We start from the raw sequence: 18,036 nt of genomic DNA on the forward strand, positions 1-18,036 counted from the left end.
CGAGTAAGTGGTACGCATCTTACCTCTTAGAGATTGCCTATATGACACAAATAAAGCATGAACGATCGACTCAGGATTTAGTGCGCGCTGCCGTATCTGGCTGGTTAGGCACCGCGCTTGAATTTATGGATTTTCAGTTATATTCACTAGGCGCGGCTCTGGTCTTCCATGAGATATTTTTCCCGGAACAGTCTGCCGCGATGGCGCTTATTCTGGCAATGGGCACCTATGGTGCAGGTTATATAGCCAGAATTATCGGCGCCTTTGTTTTTGGTAAAATGGGCGACCGCATCGGACGAAAAAAAGTATTGTTTATTACTATCACCATGATGGGGATCTGCACCACGCTGATTGGCGTACTGCCGACGTATGCGCAAATCGGCATTTTTGCGCCAGTATTACTGGTGACATTGCGAATTATACAGGGGCTGGGCGCCGGGGCGGAAATTTCCGGCGCGGGTACCATGCTGGCCGAGTATGCGCCGAAAGGAAAGCGTGGCATCATTTCCTCGCTGGTCGCGATGGGCACCAACTGCGGTACGTTGAGCGCGACGGCGATCTGGGCGGTGATGTTCTTTGCGCTTGAACGCGAACAACTGATCGCCTGGGGATGGCGTATTCCTTTCCTGGCGAGCGTCGTTGTCATGATATTCGCGATCTGGCTGCGAATGAATTTGAAAGAAAGTCCGGTATTCGAAAAAGTAAGCGAAGGCGAAAAATCGCCAGCGTTAACGCCTGCGTCAGAAAATACATTGGGCGCGATGTTTACCAGCAAATCTTTCTGGCTGGCCACCGGTTTACGTTTTGGGCAGGCGGGGAATTCTGGGCTTATTCAAACCTTCCTTGCCGGATATTTAGTTCAGACGTTATTATTTAACAAATCTATCCCAACCGATGCGTTAATGATAAGTTCCGTAATTGGTTTTATCACTATCCCACTCTTGGGGTGGTTGTCCGATAAATACGGTCGTCGGCTGCCGTATATAATATTGAATATCTCCGCGATTATTCTCGCCTGGCCGATGCTGTCTATTGTGGTAGATAAAACGTATAGCCCTGGCGTAATTATGGCGGCGCTCATTGTTATTCATAACTTTGCCGTGCTGGGATTATTTGCGCTGGAAAACATCACCATGGCGGAAATTTTCGGATCGCGTAATCGCTTCACCCGGATGGCGATTTCAAAAGAGGCAGGGGGGCTGGTGGCGGTCGGTTTTGGCCCCGTCCTCGCAGGGATCTTTTGTAACATGACCGATTCCTGGCTGCCCATCTTAATTATGCTGGTGCTCTACTCGTGTATTGGTCTGATTTCTGCGCTGTTGATGCCGGAGGTCAGAGATCGCGACCTGAGTCTGCCTGAGGATGCGGCGGAAGCGACAGCGGCAGAGAAGTTACGCCACTCCGCAACCCAGACGAGTTAAATCGTGTCGACGGTATGGCCGGAACGCTAATGCGGTTTCGGCCATGCTGTCCGGTCACTTTTGTTTAATCAGTGTAAATCCAAATGCACCAGGGCAGGCGTTACTCTGCGACTGCTCCGCTTTCAGAATATAGAGGTTATAAAATGCAAAACAGGCTTTTATCGGCAAAGGCGACGCTTCCTGATTACGATCGCGCGGCGCTGGCGGCGCGGATGGTCCATCTCGGTTTTGGCGCGTTTCATCGCGCGCATCAGGGGGTTTACACAGATATTCTGGCTGCGGAGCAGCATAGCGACTGGGGCTATTATGAGGTTAATCTTATTGGCGGCGAACAGCAGATTGCCGATCTAAAGCAGCAGGATAACCTCTATACCGTGGCGGAGATGTCGGCGGATGCCTGGACGGCGCGTGTGGTGGGCGTCGTCAAAGCGGCGTTGCATGTCCAGGTTGATGGTCTGGAACGTGTGCTGGCGGCGATGTGCGAACCGCAGATAGCGATTGTGTCTCTGACCATTACCGAGAAAGGGTATTGTCATTCGCCAGCCACGGGCCAACTTCTGCTGGAACATCCCATGATTGCCGCCGACCTGCAAAATCCGCATCAACCGCTAACGGCACCGGGTATTATTGTCGAAGCGTTAGCGCGTCGTAAAGCCGCAGGCTTACCGGCATTTACCGTGATGTCCTGCGATAACATGCCGGAAAATGGGCATGTGACGCGTCAGGTTGTGACGGCTTACGCCCGGGAGGTGGATGCGGAACTGGCGATATGGATCGAGCAAAACGTGACATTTCCGTCAACCATGGTTGATCGGATTGTCCCTGCGGTCACGCCGGAGACGCTGGATAAAATCGAACAACTGACCGGCGTGCGCGATCCGGCGGGCGTCGCCTGCGAACCGTTTCGTCAGTGGGTGATAGAAGATACGTTTGTGGCGGGGCGTCCGCAGTGGGAAAATGCGGGCGCGACGTTGGTCGCCGACGTGGTTCCGTTTGAAGAGATGAAACTGCGAATGCTTAACGGCAGTCATTCATTCCTGGCTTATCTGGGGTATCTTGCCGGCTATCAGCATATTAATGACTGCATGGCTGACGACAACTATCGTCTGACCGCGCAGGCGTTAATGTTACGCGAGCAGGCGCCAACGCTGAAAGTCCAGGGGGTAGATTTACAGCGTTATGCCGATCAGTTGATTGCGCGTTACCGTAATCCGGCGCTGCGTCATCGTACCTGGCAGATTGCGATGGATGGCAGCCAGAAACTTCCGCAGCGTATGCTGGACTCCGTTCGCTGGCATCTTGCTAATCATAGCGATTTTGATTTGCTGGCGCTGGGCGTAGCGGGGTGGATGCGTTACGTTGGCGGCGTGGATGAGCAGGGCAAGGCGATCGACGTCAGCGATCCGCTATTGCCGGTTATTCAGCGCGCCGTGGCAAACAGTGAAGAAGGCGCCAGTCGTGTTAAGGCGCTGCTGGGAATGGCAGAAATTTTCGGCAACGATTTGCCGCAGGCGGCGCGGTTTACGCAAAAAGTGCAAGAAGCCTATGACAGTTTACTGACATATGGCGCGAAAGCGAGCGTGGCGAAATATGCCGAGCGGTTGAAGTAGCGCAACAGAGACCCGGTAGCATTATGCTACCGGGAAGGCCGGAGCGGTTCTTAGCGGCCAGTAGTATCAGTTCATGCCAAGACGAATCAGTTCGACTGGCGCGAATTTACCTTCACAACCTTCGACAATCACCGTTTTGCCGCGGCGAATTTGACCTGCATCCAGACCTTCGCTCTCAATGGCTTTGATAATCCCGGTATGACCCGTGCCGCTTATCATGACCCGGCTACCGGTAGTGATTGCGTTACGGTTACGATCGTATGTCATCATGGTGTTTTCTCCTTTCAAACTTACAGCCAAAGCCCGCAGGTTTCCCCGCATGACGGGCGACATATAAATACGCTTATCGTTGCGAATTTTTTTTGTTTTTGATCAAGCTCACGGCTTTTTAGGCGGGAATGTGCAGGGTGAGAAAGCGGAGAAGGCGTCTCACCCCGACGTTAAAGGGGGTTACTCTTCGCTAAACCAGCCGCTGTTTTCCTGACGGATAAGCTGAACGGATTCGCTAATTTCCTGCAAATGCTGGGTCATTGCGCTCTCAACCGCATTGCCGTCACGATTTTCCAGCGCGGAGAAAATATCATGGTGCTGGCGCAACAACATCTCCGGCGGAGAAACATGATCCAGACTCATATAGCGAACCCGGTCGATTGTCGCTTTGATATTTTCAATGGTATCCCACGCTAACTGGCAATCGGCGATCTGCGCCAGCTTTTGGTGGAAATCGTCATCAAGCTGGAAAAAATCATCAATCTGTTTGCGCTCGATGGCAATATGTTGCAGGTGCAGGTTTTGCGCCAGTTGATAGCACTGGTTGTCGGTGATCATCGCCGCCGCACGGCGGACTACCGCGCATTCGATCGCCTGCCGAACAAAGCAGCCATTCTGTACCTGAGAAAGCGAAATCTTATTCACATAACTACCGCGCTGAGGGCGGATCTGAATCAACCCATTTTCCGCCAGCTTTATAAAAGCCTCGCGCACCGGTTGACGCGAAACGTTAAAACGGGTTGAGACCTCTTTTTCTGATAGCGGCGTGCCAGGCGGGATCAGGCAATGCACGATATCACGCCGAAGAATACGGTAAATTTGCTGGTTGACAGGCTGTGTAGGGTTAAGCTGCGTTTCGACGGTCATTCATTCTTACTTTTTAGGCGGTTGACCCGGATACTCTACCACTTTTCCGTGGTGGTCTATACCGATCATGTTCTTGGTTGCAGATACGTTTGCCAGGGATTACCCGGCCCGCAGACCGGGTATAACCCCTTAGCTACGGTGGACGCTGAGCCCTGCGAAGGATTGGGTAACAGGCATCATTTCAACGGTATTAATATTCACATGCGCGGGGAGTGTGGCCACCCACCATACCGCTTCGGTAATGTCTTCTGGCGTGAGCGCGGTGGTATTTTCGTAGGTTTTACCCGCTTTCTCATCGTCGCCTTTGAAACGGACGCTGGAAAACTCGGTACCGCCAACCAGACCCGGTTCAATGTCGGTCACGCGAACCGCCGTGCCGTGTAAATCCGTGCGCAAATTCAGGCTAAACTGGCGCACAAAGGCTTTCGTCGCGCCATAGACGTTGCCACCAGCATAAGGCCAACTGCCGGCGGTTGAACCGATGTTAATGATATGACCGCGATTACGTTCGACCATTCCTGGCAGCACGGCGCGGGTCATATAAATTAAGCCTTTATTATTAGTATCGATCATAGTTTCCCAGTCTTCTACGCTGGCTTTATGCGCCGGTTCAAGACCCAGCGCCAGACCGGCGTTATTGACCAGCACATCAATATCGCGCCACTGCGCAGGCAGAGAGGCCATCATCTCTTCGATGGCCGCGCGGTTGCGCACGTCCAGTTGGGCGGTCAATACGTTCTCGCCAAGCTCATCTTTTAACGCTTGCAGGCGTTCATGACGACGTCCCGTGGCAATGACTTTATGTCCATTCTCAACAAAACGGCGTGCAATGCACTCGCCAAACCCTGCGGTTGCTCCAGTTACTAAAACGATCATCACACAGTTCCTCAACGCTTTTTGTGTTGTATTACCATAGCACGCGGCGTTTATGAAAGGGTAATCCTGGTTAACACGGTTGCGGTCAGCATAGGGGGAAGCTTACTCTTATGATCAACCTATTTTCAGGAGTGAAAAATGTCGACGAATCCTTTGTTAGACCAGAGTATGTTGCCTTATCAGGCACCGCGTTTTGATCGGATCAAAGATTGCCATTATCGTCCTGCTTTTGATGAGGGCGTGCGGCAAAAACGCGTGGAAATCGAGGCCATCGTCAATCATCCGGCGGCCCCTGATTTTACGAATACGCTTCTGGCGCTGGAGCAAAGCGGGGCGCTTCTGTCACGCGTCACCAGCGTTTTTTTCGCGATGACGGCCGCGCACACTAACGATGAACTCCAGCGGTTGGATGAGGCCTTTTCTGCCGAGCTGGCGGCGCTCTCCAACGATATTTATCTGAATAGCGCGTTATTCGCTCGCGTGGATGCCGTCTGGCAACAGCGTCACTCACTGGGGCTGGATGATGAGTCGCTACGGTTGGTCGATGTTATCCATCAGCGTTTTGTGTTGGCAGGCGCGCAGCTTGCCGAAGAGGATAAAGCGCGACTGAAGGTATTGAATACTGAATCCGCGACCTTAATGAGTCAGTTTAATCAGCGTCTGCTGGCGGCAAGTAAAGCGGGCGGGCTGGCGGTCGATGACGCGCATTGCCTGGCAGGATTAAGCCCGGAAGAAATGACCGTCGCTGCTGAAGCGGCGCGTGAAAAAGGCCTGGAGGAGCGCTGGTTCATTCCGCTCCTTAATACGACGCAACAGCCTGCGCTTGCTACACTGCGCGATCGCCAGACCCGCGAAAATTTATTCGCAGCGTCATGGACTCGGGCGGAAAAAGGAGATGTCCACGATACCCGCGCTATCGTTCAGCGTCTGGTAGAGATTCGTCGCTGTCAGGCAAAACTGCTGGGTTTCCCCAATTATGCCGCATGGAAAATGGCCGATCAGATGGCGAAAACGCCGCAAGCCGCACTGAGCTTTATGCGTGGCATTGTGCCGCCAGCGCGTCAGCGTGTACTCAATGAACAGGCGGAAATTCAGAACGTCATTGATGGTGAGCAGGGCGGCTACACCGTTCAGGCCTGGGACTGGATGTTCTATGCCGAACAGGTACGGCGGGAAAAATATGCGTTAGATGAAGCGCAACTGAAGCCCTATTTTGCCTTAAATACGGTGTTGCAAGAGGGGGTTTTCTGGACCGCCAACCAGCTATTCGGCATCACCTTCGTCGAGCGTTTTGACATTCCGGTGTATCACCCTGATGTTCGGGTGTGGGAGATTTTCGACTCCGATGGTGTCGGCATGGCGTTATTTTATGGCGACTTCTTCGCGCGGGACTCGAAAAGCGGCGGCGCGTGGATGGGGAATTTTGTCGAGCAATCCACACTCAATGAAACCCGGCCCGTTATATACAATGTATGTAACTATCAGAAACCGGTTGATGGGCAGCCTGCATTACTGCTTTGGGACGACGTTATTACGCTCTTCCATGAGTTTGGTCATACGTTACATGGTTTGTTTGCCGTTCAGCGCTATGCCACGCTTTCAGGTACCAATACGCCCCGCGACTTTGTCGAGTTTCCCTCCCAGATTAATGAGCATTGGGCGAGCCATCCACGCGTGTTCGAACGCTACGCGCGTCATGTCGACAGCGGTGAAAAAATGCCCGCTGATTTACAGGAAAGAATGCGCAAGGCGAGTTTATTTAATAAAGGTTACGATATGACTGAATTGCTCGGCGCCGCATTGCTGGATATGCGCTGGCATATGCTGGAGGAGAGCGTAGCAGAGCAGTCTGTCGCTGAGTTCGAGCAGCAGGCGCTGGCCGCCGAGCATCTTGATTTACCGGCAGTGCCGCCCCGCTATCGCAGCAGTTATTTTGCCCATATCTTCGGCGGCGGCTACGCAGCGGGATACTACGCCTACCTGTGGACGCAAATGTTAGCGGATGACGGTTATCAATGGTTTGTAGAGCAGGGCGGCCTGACGCGTGAAAACGGGCAGCGTTTTCGTGATGCTATCCTTTCCCGGGGGAATAGTACTGATTTAGAAACGCTTTATTCAGCCTGGCGGGGACATGAACCGCATATTGACCCCATGTTGCAATATCGTGGGCTCGATCGCTAAGCTGATACGGTTGTTCGGCACTGTCGAACAACCGCCTGAAAATGAATCCTGCACTTCTGATGACAGCCAGTTAAATTTATGGGGTTAAATTGTCTGAATATAAAGAGGGCGTGCATTCGGATTTTTCTACTTATTTTCCCGTGGTGGCTTGATTGCCAAAGATTTATTACCGCTTCGCTGTTGATGTTTTCAAAAAATATATTTTCCGCCATGCATTGGCATTATGTAAATAATGCAGAAATGAATTTGACACTGCGCACAGGGCGACTAGATTTAGAACTGTATCACATGATATGAGAAGACATATCATATTTAAAACGCAACATCATCATGAGGATTATATTATGGCAGAACATCGCGGCGGTTCCGGTAATTTTGCAGAAGATAAAGAGAAAGCCTCAGAAGCAGGTCGTAAAGGCGGCCAGCATAGCGGTGGGAACTTTAAAAACGACCCACAGCGTGCATCTGAAGCGGGTAAAAAAGGTGGCCAGAATAGCCACAGTGGCGGACGGAAATCCGGCAATTAATTTTACTGCTGATATTTCATAAATATATTCTGAAATATTGCGCATACGATGCGGGCCATAGGCTCGCATTTTTTTATTCTGACCGGGAGTTATTCTGACCGGTCAGATGAAATTATTGTTTATGCTTTCTTCGTTAACAGAAAAAGCAATTCAGCGAGGGCGAAGCGTACGCATTTTTCCAATACTTCCTGACAATCTCCGTTGAAATGTTGTCGGCTTGTAAAAGTTGTATTGTTAATATTCCAGGCAAACCAAACTGTGCCCGCCGGCGTGCCATCTTCGCCGCCTTCCGGACCGCCATAGCCGCTGATCGCTATGCTGATATTGACCTCAGCCTGATCCTTAGCGCCCTGTGCCATTTCAGTAACGACCGCTTCGCTGACGGCGGTATGTTCGGCAAGACTGTGGCGTTGTACGCGTAAGATTTTTGCTTTGGCTTCATCAGTAAAGGTGACATAACCCACACCGTAAAATGAGGGCGTATCTTCTGCTGCGCACAATGCTGAAGCCAGTTTCCCGCCAGTGCAGGATTCTGCAGTGGTCAGACGGAGTTTCTGGTTAACCAGTAAATCACCAAGTTTTTTTGTCAGGCTATCGACGGATTCGGCTTCATCAAGGGTGACAATATCGTGCTGTTCTAATCTCATCGTTTATTTTTCCGTTACAGAGACAAATGAAATATGTTCGTTCTTCTCAAGTATGGCATATTTATTTTATGACATTGTCAGTGAATGACTATTTTCCTGCGGCGATGACTGTCATTGATTATGCGTAAGGCCATTATCCTCAAAAAATAAAGACGATTATTCTGAATTGCTATCAAAACGTTGATGCATATGACTTCAGCTATGTGGCAAGTTCTCTATTACGCCGTTACGCTTTCGCGCTCACCGGCGCTGATATCGGTTGCATATTAATCCGGATGGGTTGATTTTATTGCTTAATATTCTGCGGGTAAATTCATGTTTGTAAAAACTAAAAATAGCGGCCAGACTTAATACGTCAAATAGACGTTATTAAGGAGAGAGCATGAAACTACAGGTGGCTGCATTTTTAAGTTTTCTGATAATGCCTTACGCGCTAGCGGATGATCAAGGGGGATTAAAAAAAGACGTGGCACCGCCGCCGCCTCATGCTATTGAGGATGGTTATCGCGGTACGGATGATGCAGAAAAAATGACCATCGAACAGGCAAAAACCCTGCATGATGGCGCGACCGTTTCGCTGCGCGGCAACCTTATTGATCATAAAGGCGACGATCGCTATGTATTTCGTGATAAATCCGGCGAGATTAACGTGATAATTCCTTCCGCCGTATTTGATGGGCGGGAAGTTCAGCCGGATCAAATGATCAACATTAACGGTAGTCTGGACAAGAAAGCGAAGGAACCGCTTGTTCGCGTGAACCGACTGCAAAAATAACGCGCGCTAACCGACAATCTCCAGGTCAGCCATACGGGGCATGCGGTTGGCCTGATACCATGGGTCTTGTAAAAGCGCCTGGGGGACAAAAGGTCCCATAATGTCTTATTCAGGTCTGGTTGCGTATCGTTTAAGCTTCATTGATATTGACGGTGCTACAGTCGTTAGCGATCCGTTATCCTCGCAAGAATTTGCCCGGTAGCGTATAAGCAAAACACAAATCTATCCATGCAAGCATTTACCGCTGGTGAACCGGCGGTTTTTTTTGCCTGCCATCCAGACAAAAGCGGCCCCTTGCGCAACGATGCAGCAAGGGGCCGGCTCTGCGAGGGATTATCTCCGTTCATTAATCATCCCATTTGTGACTGAACCAGGCGGCCAGAAATCCGGAAAATAAAATAATTCCTAATACAACGATAAAAAGGTTAATACTGCCTAACATCTCGTTTCTCCTTATTTTAGCGTGCATCCTCTTTTTTAAAAAACCTCGTACAGACTATAGTACTAATTTATACTTAAGCAAAGTCTGAATTGCGTATTTATTTTACTGGAAGGGTAAAGCATTAGAATATTTTCGTCAGCGCCCAGGAATATTCCTGAATTACCGCAGTGACAGCAGATAATTAGCCTGCAATATATAGGGTTAACCCGGTGCGCCAGAAACTGCGCACATCACTGGCTGCAGATAATTAACAGGTGATAGCCTGTTGCGTAGGGGTAATCCGCATTCCTTTTAACATCAGTGCCCAGGCGAACACAATGGCGATTATCAGGACAACGAAAAGCGACCAGGCGGGAAGCGTCGTCAGGATGACGCCGCTGGCCAGCGGGTTTACCGCCGCACCCAGCCAGCCCAGCGATTGCGCTGAAAAATAGCTGGCTTTCATCCCGGCAGGCGCAATGTTGTCAATTAACATATATTCGCCGGGGGCATAAATAATTTCGCCAATCGTGAATACTGCCGCTGAAAGTCCCCAAAAAAACAGATTGTCGCCTGAAAAAATAAATCCGATGAGCCCGGCGATAAAAAAGACGGTGCCGGTCGTCATCATTGGTCGAATATTGACGGCGGTAAGTCGACGGCCCACGGCGTATTGCAAACTGACCACAATAACCGCATTAACCGGCAGGACGACGGCTACCACTTTTTCCGCGAAGCCGCTATCGGCAACGACCATAACGTACTGTGAAATACAGGACGCAAAGGCGCCCCCCACAAAGGAGGCCAGAAATGCCGAAAGCGTAAACCACAATAATGCTTTGTCGCGCAGCAGAACGGAGGGAGACCAGATAGCGGCGTTTTTCCCCTCGCTGGGGGCAACCGATCGTGTCACCCATACCTGAATAAAGACCAGCGGAAATGCGGAACAGATGGCGGCAAGCCAGAAGGGTAAATTGATGCTTTGCATCACCAGCAGCGTGCCAAGCGGCGGGCCAACCGTCCAGCCGATATTGAGTACGGTATAGTTGAGCGAAAAAATCCGTGTTTTTGTTGTCGCGGTGAGATTATCGGCGAACCAGGCCTTCAGGACGGTAGAAAAAACCGAATAGGCGCAGTTAATAAGCGCAAAAAGCAGGACAACCAGTACGACATTATGCACCATTGGGATGGCGATAAATCCGCAGGCGAAGGCGATAATCGCGAGTAACATGTAGCGCTTTTTATCAAACTTGTCCGCCAGAATCCCAAAGCCAAGACTAAAGACGACGCCAATCGTTAACGCGCTGGTCAGCGCGTAGCCAATCAGATCCACGCCTAAACCGTACTGACGGTTAAGATAGATGGTCATAAAGGGGAGCGTGGCGCCGCGTCCAATTGTCAATAACAGCGATGAGGCGAGTAGAGCCAACGTCGAACGTCTCAATCCTGGATTCATTTTTCCTGCCTGAAATGGAGGTTACGTATCGGGACGTTTTAATCTACCGTGCCCGCAAAAGCATGATGTCTATACGCTATAGCGTAGTCTTAACATACCATAACGCAGGATTTTGCCCATCGTGTGTTGTTCAATGCCATGCTCACGGTAAAAAGAAAAGTCCTGTTATGGCGCACTGATTTCCGATAACTTACCTTTTTACAAAATTTTAATAATGACAGGGGCCGATGATGTCGCGTAAAGACGGTTTTTTGGCGTTACTGGTGGTTGTCGTATGGGGGCTCAATTTTGTTGTCATCAAAGTAGGCCTGCACCATATGCCGCCATTATTGCTGGCAGGATTACGATTTTTACTGGTGGCGTTTCCGGCAATTTTCTTTGTCGCCCGGCCTAAAGTCCCGCTTACGCTGTTGCTGGGCTATGGCCTGACGATAAGCTTTGGGCAGTTCGCCTTTCTCTTTTGCGCGATAAAGTTTGGTATGCCCGCAGGACTGGCGTCGTTGGTATTACAGGCGCAGGCCTTTTTTACCATGGCTTTGGGGGCGTTTGTTTTTAGTGAGCGGTTACAACGTAAGCAGTTAGCGGGGATCGCCCTGGCGATTATAGGTGTACTGGTATTGATTGAAGCCAGTCTCAACGGACAGCATATAGCGATGTCGGGATTTATGCTGACTCTGGCGGCGGCATTTAGCTGGGCCTGCGGCAATATCTTTAATAAAAAAATTATGCAACATAGTCCGCGCCCGGCGGTGATGTCGCTGGTGGTCTGGAGCGCGCTGATCCCGATCCTGCCGTTCCTGCTGTCATCGCTGCTACTGGAGGGGGCGGATCACATTACGCAAAGCCTTATTACCATCGATATGACGACGATATTGTCGCTGCTTTATCTGGCTTTTGTCGCCACTATACTTGGCTACGGCATCTGGGGCGCGTTACTGGGGCGGTATGAGACCTGGCGCGTGGCGCCGTTATCATTGCTGGTGCCGGTAGTCGGGCTGGCGAGTGCCGCGGTGTTACTCGGGGAAACGTTGACCGGGATGCAGCTTGCGGGCGCAGTACTGATTATGGCTGGACTCTATATCAATGTGTTTGGATTTCGTGTGCGCCGTACTGCGCGCGTCAGGGGATGAGGCATTATGTTACTAAGAAGACAAACGCTAATTTCAGACCATGCCGCGAGGTAATAGCGGCGGACTTGTCATCGCCAGACAGTACTAAAAAAATGCCCCGCAAAACGGGGCAAAGAGGTTAAAGGTGTTGGTCGTTATAATAGGGCACGCCTAATTCATCTGACTTATCGCTGTTCACGCTCACGGGGTGAAGGTCATTTGGCGGATCGCCCACACAGGGCAGAAGCATCACATCGCGGCTATTTTGCGCCACAGGTAACAAAGTTTGTTCTGCAATGCCATATCCGGAGGCGATAAGTAACAGACCCGGCAGAGCGGGAAACAGCATTTTCATGGTGCTCTTCGCGTGGCGCATAAACAAACTAGTAGTTGCCATGGTTCAGCGGCAGCATATACCGTGATTCGCCATGCATATTGGTGATCCGGTATTTGTGTGGCGGCACATCAAAATAGTTTTTGAACGTCCGGGTCAATGTTTGCTGTGACTCAAAGCCATAGCGTTCCGCCAGATAGAGAATGGGCTCGTTGCTCTCTTTTAATTTTTGCGCGATTTCCGTCATCTTACGGCTGCGGATGTATTGACCTAATGAATGACCGGTCTCTTTTTTAAACATCCGTTGCAGGTGCCATTTGGAATATCCTGAACGCTCAGACACTTTTTCCAGTGAGAGCGGCGACTCCAGGTTATCCTCGATCCAGTCCAAAATGCTATGAATAGTAATAGCGTCAGTGTTGCGTCTGGACATCGTCATACCTCTTTTTTGTCTACGGCAGAATTTTCTTGAGCAAATACTCAAGCGTTGCCACTTCGTCCGCCGTTAAGTTTTTTGTTAATTCCTGATGCAGGTCTTGCCCTGGTCGTTGATGACATTGCTCACAAATTGCCGCGCCGTCCGGCGTTAGCTTCACCAGTACGCCGCGTTTGTCATTAGGATTCGGCAGTCTTTCGATCCAGCCTTTGCACAGCAGGCGGTCGAGCATCCGCGTCAATGCGCCGAGATCGACAGACAGCACTTTTTTAAGTTCAACCGGGGTAATACATCCCGCGCAGCGTATCGAGCACAGCACTTTAAACTGTGTTGCGGTGATATCCAGCGGAGATAAATAGTTATTTAACAGGCGATCTTTTTTTTGATTTACCATGTAGATCAAGCGACCCAGCGGAATGATTTCATTGAACAGATCACTGGTGCTTTTCAAAATGGTTGCCCCGGCAAGTAATTAATTTCGTCAGATACTATTGCCCAGGCAAGTATAAGTCAACTAAATGAATTGGCCGATGCCACGATTTGCTAAAAGGCGTCCGGGGTATTGTGCTGTGATAACTTGTAACTAATTGATAATTACAGGTTATAGGTTGTAGAGGATATTAACTTGCACACTGGCGAAATGGCGTGCCTGGGCAATTTCACTTTATACTTCCGGTTCATGAAACGCTGATGGGTAAGAGATAGTATTATGATGGATTTGTTTAAAGCGATTGGATTGGGGCTGGTCGTACTGCTCCCGTTAGCCAATCCGCTAACCACCGTGGCGCTGTTTCTTGGCCTTGCGGGCAATATGAATAGTGCGGAACGCAACCGGCAGTCCTATATGGCTTCGGTTTATGTCTTCGCTATTATGATGGTGGCGTACTATGCCGGGCAGTTAGTCATGAACACCTTCGGTATTTCGATTCCAGGGCTACGGATCGCCGGGGGGTTAATCGTGGCGTTTATCGGCTTCAGAATGCTTTTCCCGCAGCAGAAGGCGCATGAGTCGCCGGAAGCGAAAAGCAAATCGGAGGAGCTGGCAGACGAACCGACGGCCAATATTGCGTTTGTTCCACTGGCTATGCCAAGCACCGCAGGACCGGGAACCATCGCAATGATCATCAGTTCCGCTTCCACGGTGCGTCATGGCGGCGAGTTTCCCGACTGGGTCATTATGGTCGCGCCGCCGATTATTTTTCTTGCCGTGGCGGTGATCCTGTGGGGATGCTTACGCAGTTCTGGCGCTATTATGCGGCTGGTGGGTAAAGGGGGGATTGAAGCGATCTCCCGCTTAATGGGATTCCTGCTGGTGTGTATGGGCGTGCAATTTATTATCAACGGCGTGTTGGAAATTATTAAAACGTACCACTAAGGCGCATTGTCGTCTGCCGGAAACCTGTTCCCGGCAGACGAATGTCTTAATGCGGTTGTTCTTCCAGCGTCACTGGCCATTTGCGGAATATGAGCACAGCCCATACCAGCGCGGCACAGGCGGGTATGGCGCCAATATAGCCGATGGCCGACATTGACCAGTGCAAACTCACCTGATTACCTACCAGCGCGCCAGCGCCAATACCAATATTAAAGATGCCTGAAAATAGCGCCATTGCGACATCGGTCGCGTCCGGGGCCAGCGCCAGTACTTTCACCTGCATACCGAGCCCTATCACCATAATCGCGATGCCCCAGAAAATGCTCAGTATGGCCAGATGCGCTTCGCTATCCGCCGCAGGCAGCAGCAGAAGCAAACAGACAACCAGCAGGGCAATAGCGATACTGACGAGCGACGAGGCATGGCGATTACCCAGTTTACCAAACACGAGGCTGCCGATGATCCCGGCACCGCCGAGGATCAGTAACAGGACGGTAGCAAAATTCGCACTGAGCCCGGCGACATTCTGAACGAACGGTTCAATATAGCTATAAGCGGTGTAATGCGCAGTCACCACAACGACGGTCAGTACATAGAGGCTCATCAGCGCCGGGCGCCGGAATAGCAAAGGTAAACTTTTTAGTGAGCCGGAATGCTCGCTCGGCAATTTCGGTAGAAGCTTAATCAGACATAGCAGCGTAATTAATGCGCCCATGCCGATGGCAAAAAAGGTGGTGCGCCAGCCAAAATACTGACCAACAACGCGACCTATGGGCAGCCCAAGCACCATGGCCAACGCGGTGCCGGTCGCTATCAGACTTAATGCCTGCGCGCGTTTCCCGGCAGGGGCCAGGCGGATCGCCAGCGAGGCGGTTATCGACCAGAAAATAGCGTGGGCGAAAGCGATACCAATACGGCTAATGACCAGCACGGTAAAGTTCCATGCCAGAAAGGAGAGCACATGGCTGGCAATAAACAAAACAAACAGACAAATGAGTAGCTTACGGCGCTCCATTTGACTGGTAAGAAGCATAAAAGGCAGCGACATGACGGCAACTACCCAGGCGTAAATGGTTAGCATGATGCCGACCTGCGCGGTTTGCATATGAAAGCTTTCAGCAATGTCTGATAGCAAACCAACCGGCACAAATTCTGTGGTATTGAAAATAAAAGCGGCAATAGCAAGCGTAACTACCCGTAGCCACGCGACCTTGCGGGAAACTGGATTGATTGTCATAAAAATATTTCGGGTTAGTTGCGAGAAGGTGAGACCGCGATCTTAAAACGTTTACTGGCGAAAAGACAATCATTTTGTGACCTGCTTCTCATTTACTTCGCAGGCCGTTTCGTCTTCAGTCGACGCTCGCCAGTTGGGCGTTAAGTAACTCGATAAAGGCCTCAAGCTGACGCGTCATCGCCCCGCGCCGCCACATTAGCCATGTGTTAAGCCAGCGCCACTTCTCCGCCAACGGCCAGGCTTCCACCTGATGATGTCCTGGCATACTGTTGAGCATACTTGCTGGCATCAGCGCAATACCTGCGCCGGCAATTACGCACGCCAACATTCCATGATATGACTCCATTTCGTGAATCGTACCGGGGGTCGCGCCATCGGCATGAAACCAGCTTTCGAAATGCCGTCGGTAAGAACAGTTGGCGCGAAAAGCATAGATGTTATAACCATTCACCTCGCTGGCCCGCGAAACGACGGAATGGCCGTGTGGCGCGACGATCATCATCTCTTCCTGGTAAGCCGGTATACCTTCCAGCCCCGGATGCATTAGCGGGCCATCAATAAAGGCGGCGTTCAGCTTTCCCTCGAGCACGCCATCCAGCATGGCGCCGGAAGGACCGGTCGTTAACGCGAACTGAATTTTAGGGTAACGCTGGTTATAACCCGCCAGCAGCGCGGGGATACGTACGGCGGCAGTACTTTCTAACGCGCCGAGTGAAAACAGTCCTTGCGGTTCCTCTCCGGCAACCACCATGCGGGCTTCATCGACCAGCGCCAGGATCTGCTGGCTGTAACGTAAAAAGTTATGCCCGGCTGGTGACAGCCTGAGTCGCTGGTTTTCGCGAATAAACAGAGAGACGCCGAGGTCGGCTTCAAGCTGACGGATACGCGTGGTCAGGTTGGACGGAACGCGGTGCACTTTTGCCGCCGCCTGCGTAATGCTGCCCGTCAGAGCGACAGCGTTAAACATTTCCAGTTGCGTCAGGTCCATGGTTTTCTCAATTCGTGAATAGTCTGGTTAATATTATTCATTTTTCAGAAAGGGTAAAGGGCGTCATGATGGTACAACTTCCCTGATAACGAGAGAAAGAACATGACCATGATGACTGCAACACAGGCGTTATCCGTGAATCCTGCGACCGGCCAGACGCTGGCGGCAATGCCCTGGGCTAACGCGCAAGAGATTGAACATGCGCTGAGTCTGGCGGCGAGCGGTTTCAAAAAGTGGAAAATGACATCGGTAGAGCAACGGGCGCAAACATTACGTGATATTGGTCAGGCGCTTCGCGCTCATGCAGAAGAGATGGCGCAATGTATTACGCGTGAAATGGGGAAACCCATAAAGCAGGCGCGTGCGGAAGTGACGAAATCCGCCGCGTTATGCGACTGGTATGCGGAACATGGCCCGGCAATGCTGAATCCTGAGCCTACGCTGGTAGAAAATCAGCAGGCGGTGATTGAATACCGTCCGCTGGGCGTCATCCTGGCGATAATGCCGTGGAATTTTCCTTTATGGCAGGTGTTACGCGGGGCAGTGCCGATACTGCTGGCGGGGAATAGCTACTTGTTAAAACATGCGCCCAATGTCACGGGTTGCGCGCAGATGATAGCCCGAATCTTGACGGAAGCCGGTACTCCCGCTGGCGTCTATGGATGGGTGAACGCCAATAATGAGGGCGTGAGCCAGATGATTAACGATCCGCGAATCGCGGCGGTGACGGTGACCGGTAGCGTGCGCGCCGGCGCGGCGATTGGCGCTCAGGCTGGGGCGGCGCTGAAAAAGTGCGTACTGGAACTGGGTGGCTCGGATCCGTTTATTGTACTCAATGACGCCGATCTCGAACTGGCGGTAAAAGCCGCGGTTGCCGGACGCTATCAAAACACCGGACAAGTCTGCGCCGCCGCCAAACGTTTTATTGTCGAAGAGGGCATTGCGCAGGCGTTTACCGATCGTTTTGTGGCGGCTGCCGCAGCATTAAAGATGGGGGATCCTCTGGTTGAAGAGAATGACCAGGGGCCGATGGCGCGCTTTGATTTGCGTGATGAACTCCATCAACAGGTGCAGGCTTCCGTCGCCGAAGGCGCACGGCTACTGTTGGGCGGGGAGAAAATCGCCGGGGAGGGCAACTATTATGCCGCGACCGTTCTGGCGGATGTCACACCTGACATGACGGCATTTCGTCAGGAACTTTTTGGGCCTGTTGCCGCCATTACCGTTGCAAGAGATGCGGCGCACGCCCTCGCGCTGGCGAATGACAGTGAGTTTGGCCTGTCGGCGACGATCTTTACCGCCGACGATACGCTGGCCGCGGAGATGGCGGCGCGTCTTGAGTGCGGCGGGGTATTCATTAATGGGTACAGCGCCAGCGATGCGCGTGTGGCATTCGGCGGGGTGAAGAAAAGCGGCTTCGGTCGCGAGCTTTCGCACTTTGGTTTACACGAATTTTGTAATGTGCAGACCGTCTGGAAGAACCGCGTCTAATCGCCCTGACGTCGC

Annotated in this window: 19 protein-coding genes; 8 read left to right on the plus strand and 11 right to left on the minus strand. The window is 51.4% G+C overall.

Annotated features, from left to right (window positions below; all coding sequences use genetic code 11):
- Positions 1 to 41: 41 nt before the first annotated feature.
- Both ACH0WD_RS01905 and ACH0WD_RS01910 read left to right on the plus strand, forming a co-directional pair.
- Positions 42 to 1,421, plus strand: a complete 1,380-nt coding sequence (locus tag ACH0WD_RS01905) for an MFS transporter (RefSeq protein WP_000192118.1) — start codon at positions 42 to 44, stop codon at positions 1,419 to 1,421.
- 143 nt (positions 1,422 to 1,564) lie between these two features.
- On the plus strand, positions 1,565 to 3,031 hold the full coding sequence (locus ACH0WD_RS01910; RefSeq protein WP_001181241.1) for a mannitol dehydrogenase family protein: 1,467 nt from the start codon (positions 1,565 to 1,567) through the stop codon (positions 3,029 to 3,031).
- A gap of 66 nt (positions 3,032 to 3,097) precedes the next feature.
- On the opposite strand, the gene ydfZ is transcribed toward ACH0WD_RS01910, so the two are convergent.
- From ydfZ to ydfG, 3 genes are all read right to left on the minus strand, one after another.
- Positions 3,098 to 3,301, minus strand: a complete 204-nt coding sequence (gene ydfZ, locus ACH0WD_RS01915; RefSeq protein WP_000989267.1) for a putative selenium delivery protein YdfZ — start codon at positions 3,299 to 3,301, stop codon at positions 3,098 to 3,100.
- A gap of 180 nt (positions 3,302 to 3,481) precedes the next feature.
- Positions 3,482 to 4,168, minus strand: a complete 687-nt coding sequence (locus ACH0WD_RS01920) for a GntR family transcriptional regulator (RefSeq protein ID WP_000215563.1) — start codon at positions 4,166 to 4,168, stop codon at positions 3,482 to 3,484.
- A gap of 129 nt (positions 4,169 to 4,297) precedes the next feature.
- Positions 4,298 to 5,044 (minus strand): bifunctional NADP-dependent 3-hydroxy acid dehydrogenase/3-hydroxypropionate dehydrogenase YdfG, encoded by a 747-nt coding sequence (ydfG, locus tag ACH0WD_RS01925; RefSeq protein ID WP_000636564.1) that lies wholly within the window; start codon positions 5,042 to 5,044, stop codon positions 4,298 to 4,300.
- A gap of 138 nt (positions 5,045 to 5,182) precedes the next feature.
- On the opposite strand from ydfG, the gene dcp reads away from it, so the two are divergent.
- Complete coding sequence (gene dcp, locus ACH0WD_RS01930) at positions 5,183 to 7,225, plus strand: peptidyl-dipeptidase Dcp (protein ID WP_000106272.1); 2,043 nt, start codon at positions 5,183 to 5,185, stop codon at positions 7,223 to 7,225.
- A gap of 344 nt (positions 7,226 to 7,569) precedes the next feature.
- Positions 7,570 to 7,752 carry a general stress protein gene (locus ACH0WD_RS01935; RefSeq protein ID WP_000807642.1) on the plus strand — a complete coding sequence of 61 codons (183 nt, stop codon included), beginning with the start codon at positions 7,570 to 7,572 and terminating at the stop codon, positions 7,750 to 7,752.
- Between the two features lie 119 nt (positions 7,753 to 7,871).
- On the opposite strand, the gene ACH0WD_RS01940 is transcribed toward ACH0WD_RS01935, so the two are convergent.
- The gene (locus ACH0WD_RS01940; protein WP_001235357.1) at positions 7,872 to 8,399 is read right to left on the minus strand and encodes a 2-oxo-tetronate isomerase; all 528 of its coding nucleotides are present in this window, start codon (positions 8,397 to 8,399) and stop codon (positions 7,872 to 7,874) included.
- A gap of 382 nt (positions 8,400 to 8,781) precedes the next feature.
- Here ACH0WD_RS01940 and ACH0WD_RS01945 point away from each other — a divergent pair, with 382 nt between their 5' ends.
- On the plus strand, positions 8,782 to 9,174 hold the full coding sequence (locus tag ACH0WD_RS01945; RefSeq protein WP_000776348.1) for a YdeI family stress tolerance OB fold protein: 393 nt from the start codon (positions 8,782 to 8,784) through the stop codon (positions 9,172 to 9,174).
- Positions 9,175 to 9,520: 346 nt separating this feature from the next.
- Here the strand turns inward: ACH0WD_RS01945 and mgtS are convergent, their stop codons facing one another.
- Both mgtS and ydeE read right to left on the minus strand, forming a co-directional pair.
- On the minus strand, positions 9,521 to 9,616 hold the full coding sequence (gene mgtS, locus ACH0WD_RS01950; RefSeq protein WP_000901531.1) for a protein MgtS: 96 nt from the start codon (positions 9,614 to 9,616) through the stop codon (positions 9,521 to 9,523).
- Between the two features lie 247 nt (positions 9,617 to 9,863).
- Positions 9,864 to 11,051, minus strand: a complete 1,188-nt coding sequence (gene ydeE / locus ACH0WD_RS01955; protein ID WP_001068057.1) for an efflux MFS transporter YdeE — start codon at positions 11,049 to 11,051, stop codon at positions 9,864 to 9,866.
- 227 nt (positions 11,052 to 11,278) lie between these two features.
- On the opposite strand from ydeE, the gene eamA reads away from it, so the two are divergent.
- Entirely contained in the window at positions 11,279 to 12,181 is a 903-nt protein-coding gene (gene eamA / locus ACH0WD_RS01960; protein WP_000987750.1) for an O-acetylserine/cysteine exporter, read from the plus strand.
- A gap of 118 nt (positions 12,182 to 12,299) precedes the next feature.
- On the opposite strand, the gene marB is transcribed toward eamA, so the two are convergent.
- Genes marB through marR form a run of 3 tightly spaced genes read right to left on the minus strand, consistent with a single transcriptional unit; the run spans position 12,300 to position 13,381 of the window.
- Complete coding sequence (marB, locus tag ACH0WD_RS01965; RefSeq protein WP_000783049.1) at positions 12,300 to 12,515, minus strand: multiple antibiotic resistance protein MarB; 216 nt, start codon at positions 12,513 to 12,515, stop codon at positions 12,300 to 12,302.
- Positions 12,516 to 12,543: 28 nt separating this feature from the next.
- Positions 12,544 to 12,927, minus strand: coding sequence for an MDR efflux pump AcrAB transcriptional activator MarA (gene marA / locus ACH0WD_RS01970; protein ID WP_000091194.1), 384 nt, complete (start codon positions 12,925 to 12,927; stop codon positions 12,544 to 12,546).
- 19 nt (positions 12,928 to 12,946) lie between these two features.
- Positions 12,947 to 13,381, minus strand: a complete 435-nt coding sequence (marR, locus tag ACH0WD_RS01975) for a multiple antibiotic resistance transcriptional regulator MarR (RefSeq protein ID WP_000843434.1) — start codon at positions 13,379 to 13,381, stop codon at positions 12,947 to 12,949.
- A 258-nt stretch (positions 13,382 to 13,639) separates the two neighbouring features.
- Between marR and ACH0WD_RS01980 the strand changes: the two genes are divergently transcribed.
- On the plus strand, positions 13,640 to 14,305 hold the full coding sequence (locus tag ACH0WD_RS01980; RefSeq protein ID WP_000968968.1) for a MarC family NAAT transporter: 666 nt from the start codon (positions 13,640 to 13,642) through the stop codon (positions 14,303 to 14,305).
- Between the two features lie 46 nt (positions 14,306 to 14,351).
- On the opposite strand, the gene ACH0WD_RS01985 is transcribed toward ACH0WD_RS01980, so the two are convergent.
- The gene (locus ACH0WD_RS01985) at positions 14,352 to 15,542 is read right to left on the minus strand and encodes a sugar transporter (RefSeq protein ID WP_000154617.1); all 1,191 of its coding nucleotides are present in this window, start codon (positions 15,540 to 15,542) and stop codon (positions 14,352 to 14,354) included.
- 115 nt (positions 15,543 to 15,657) lie between these two features.
- Complete coding sequence (locus tag ACH0WD_RS01990; protein ID WP_000366539.1) at positions 15,658 to 16,530, minus strand: LysR family transcriptional regulator; 873 nt, start codon at positions 16,528 to 16,530, stop codon at positions 15,658 to 15,660.
- 102 nt (positions 16,531 to 16,632) lie between these two features.
- Between ACH0WD_RS01990 and sad the strand changes: the two genes are divergently transcribed.
- On the plus strand, positions 16,633 to 18,021 hold the full coding sequence (gene sad / locus ACH0WD_RS01995) for a succinate-semialdehyde dehydrogenase (RefSeq protein WP_006685100.1): 1,389 nt from the start codon (positions 16,633 to 16,635) through the stop codon (positions 18,019 to 18,021).
- Positions 18,022 to 18,036: the final 15 nt, after the last annotated feature.

It is taken from the genome of Salmonella sp. 2020_1395, assembly GCF_043848115.1.
GTDB classification, from domain to species: domain Bacteria; phylum Pseudomonadota; class Gammaproteobacteria; order Enterobacterales; family Enterobacteriaceae; genus Salmonella; species Salmonella enterica.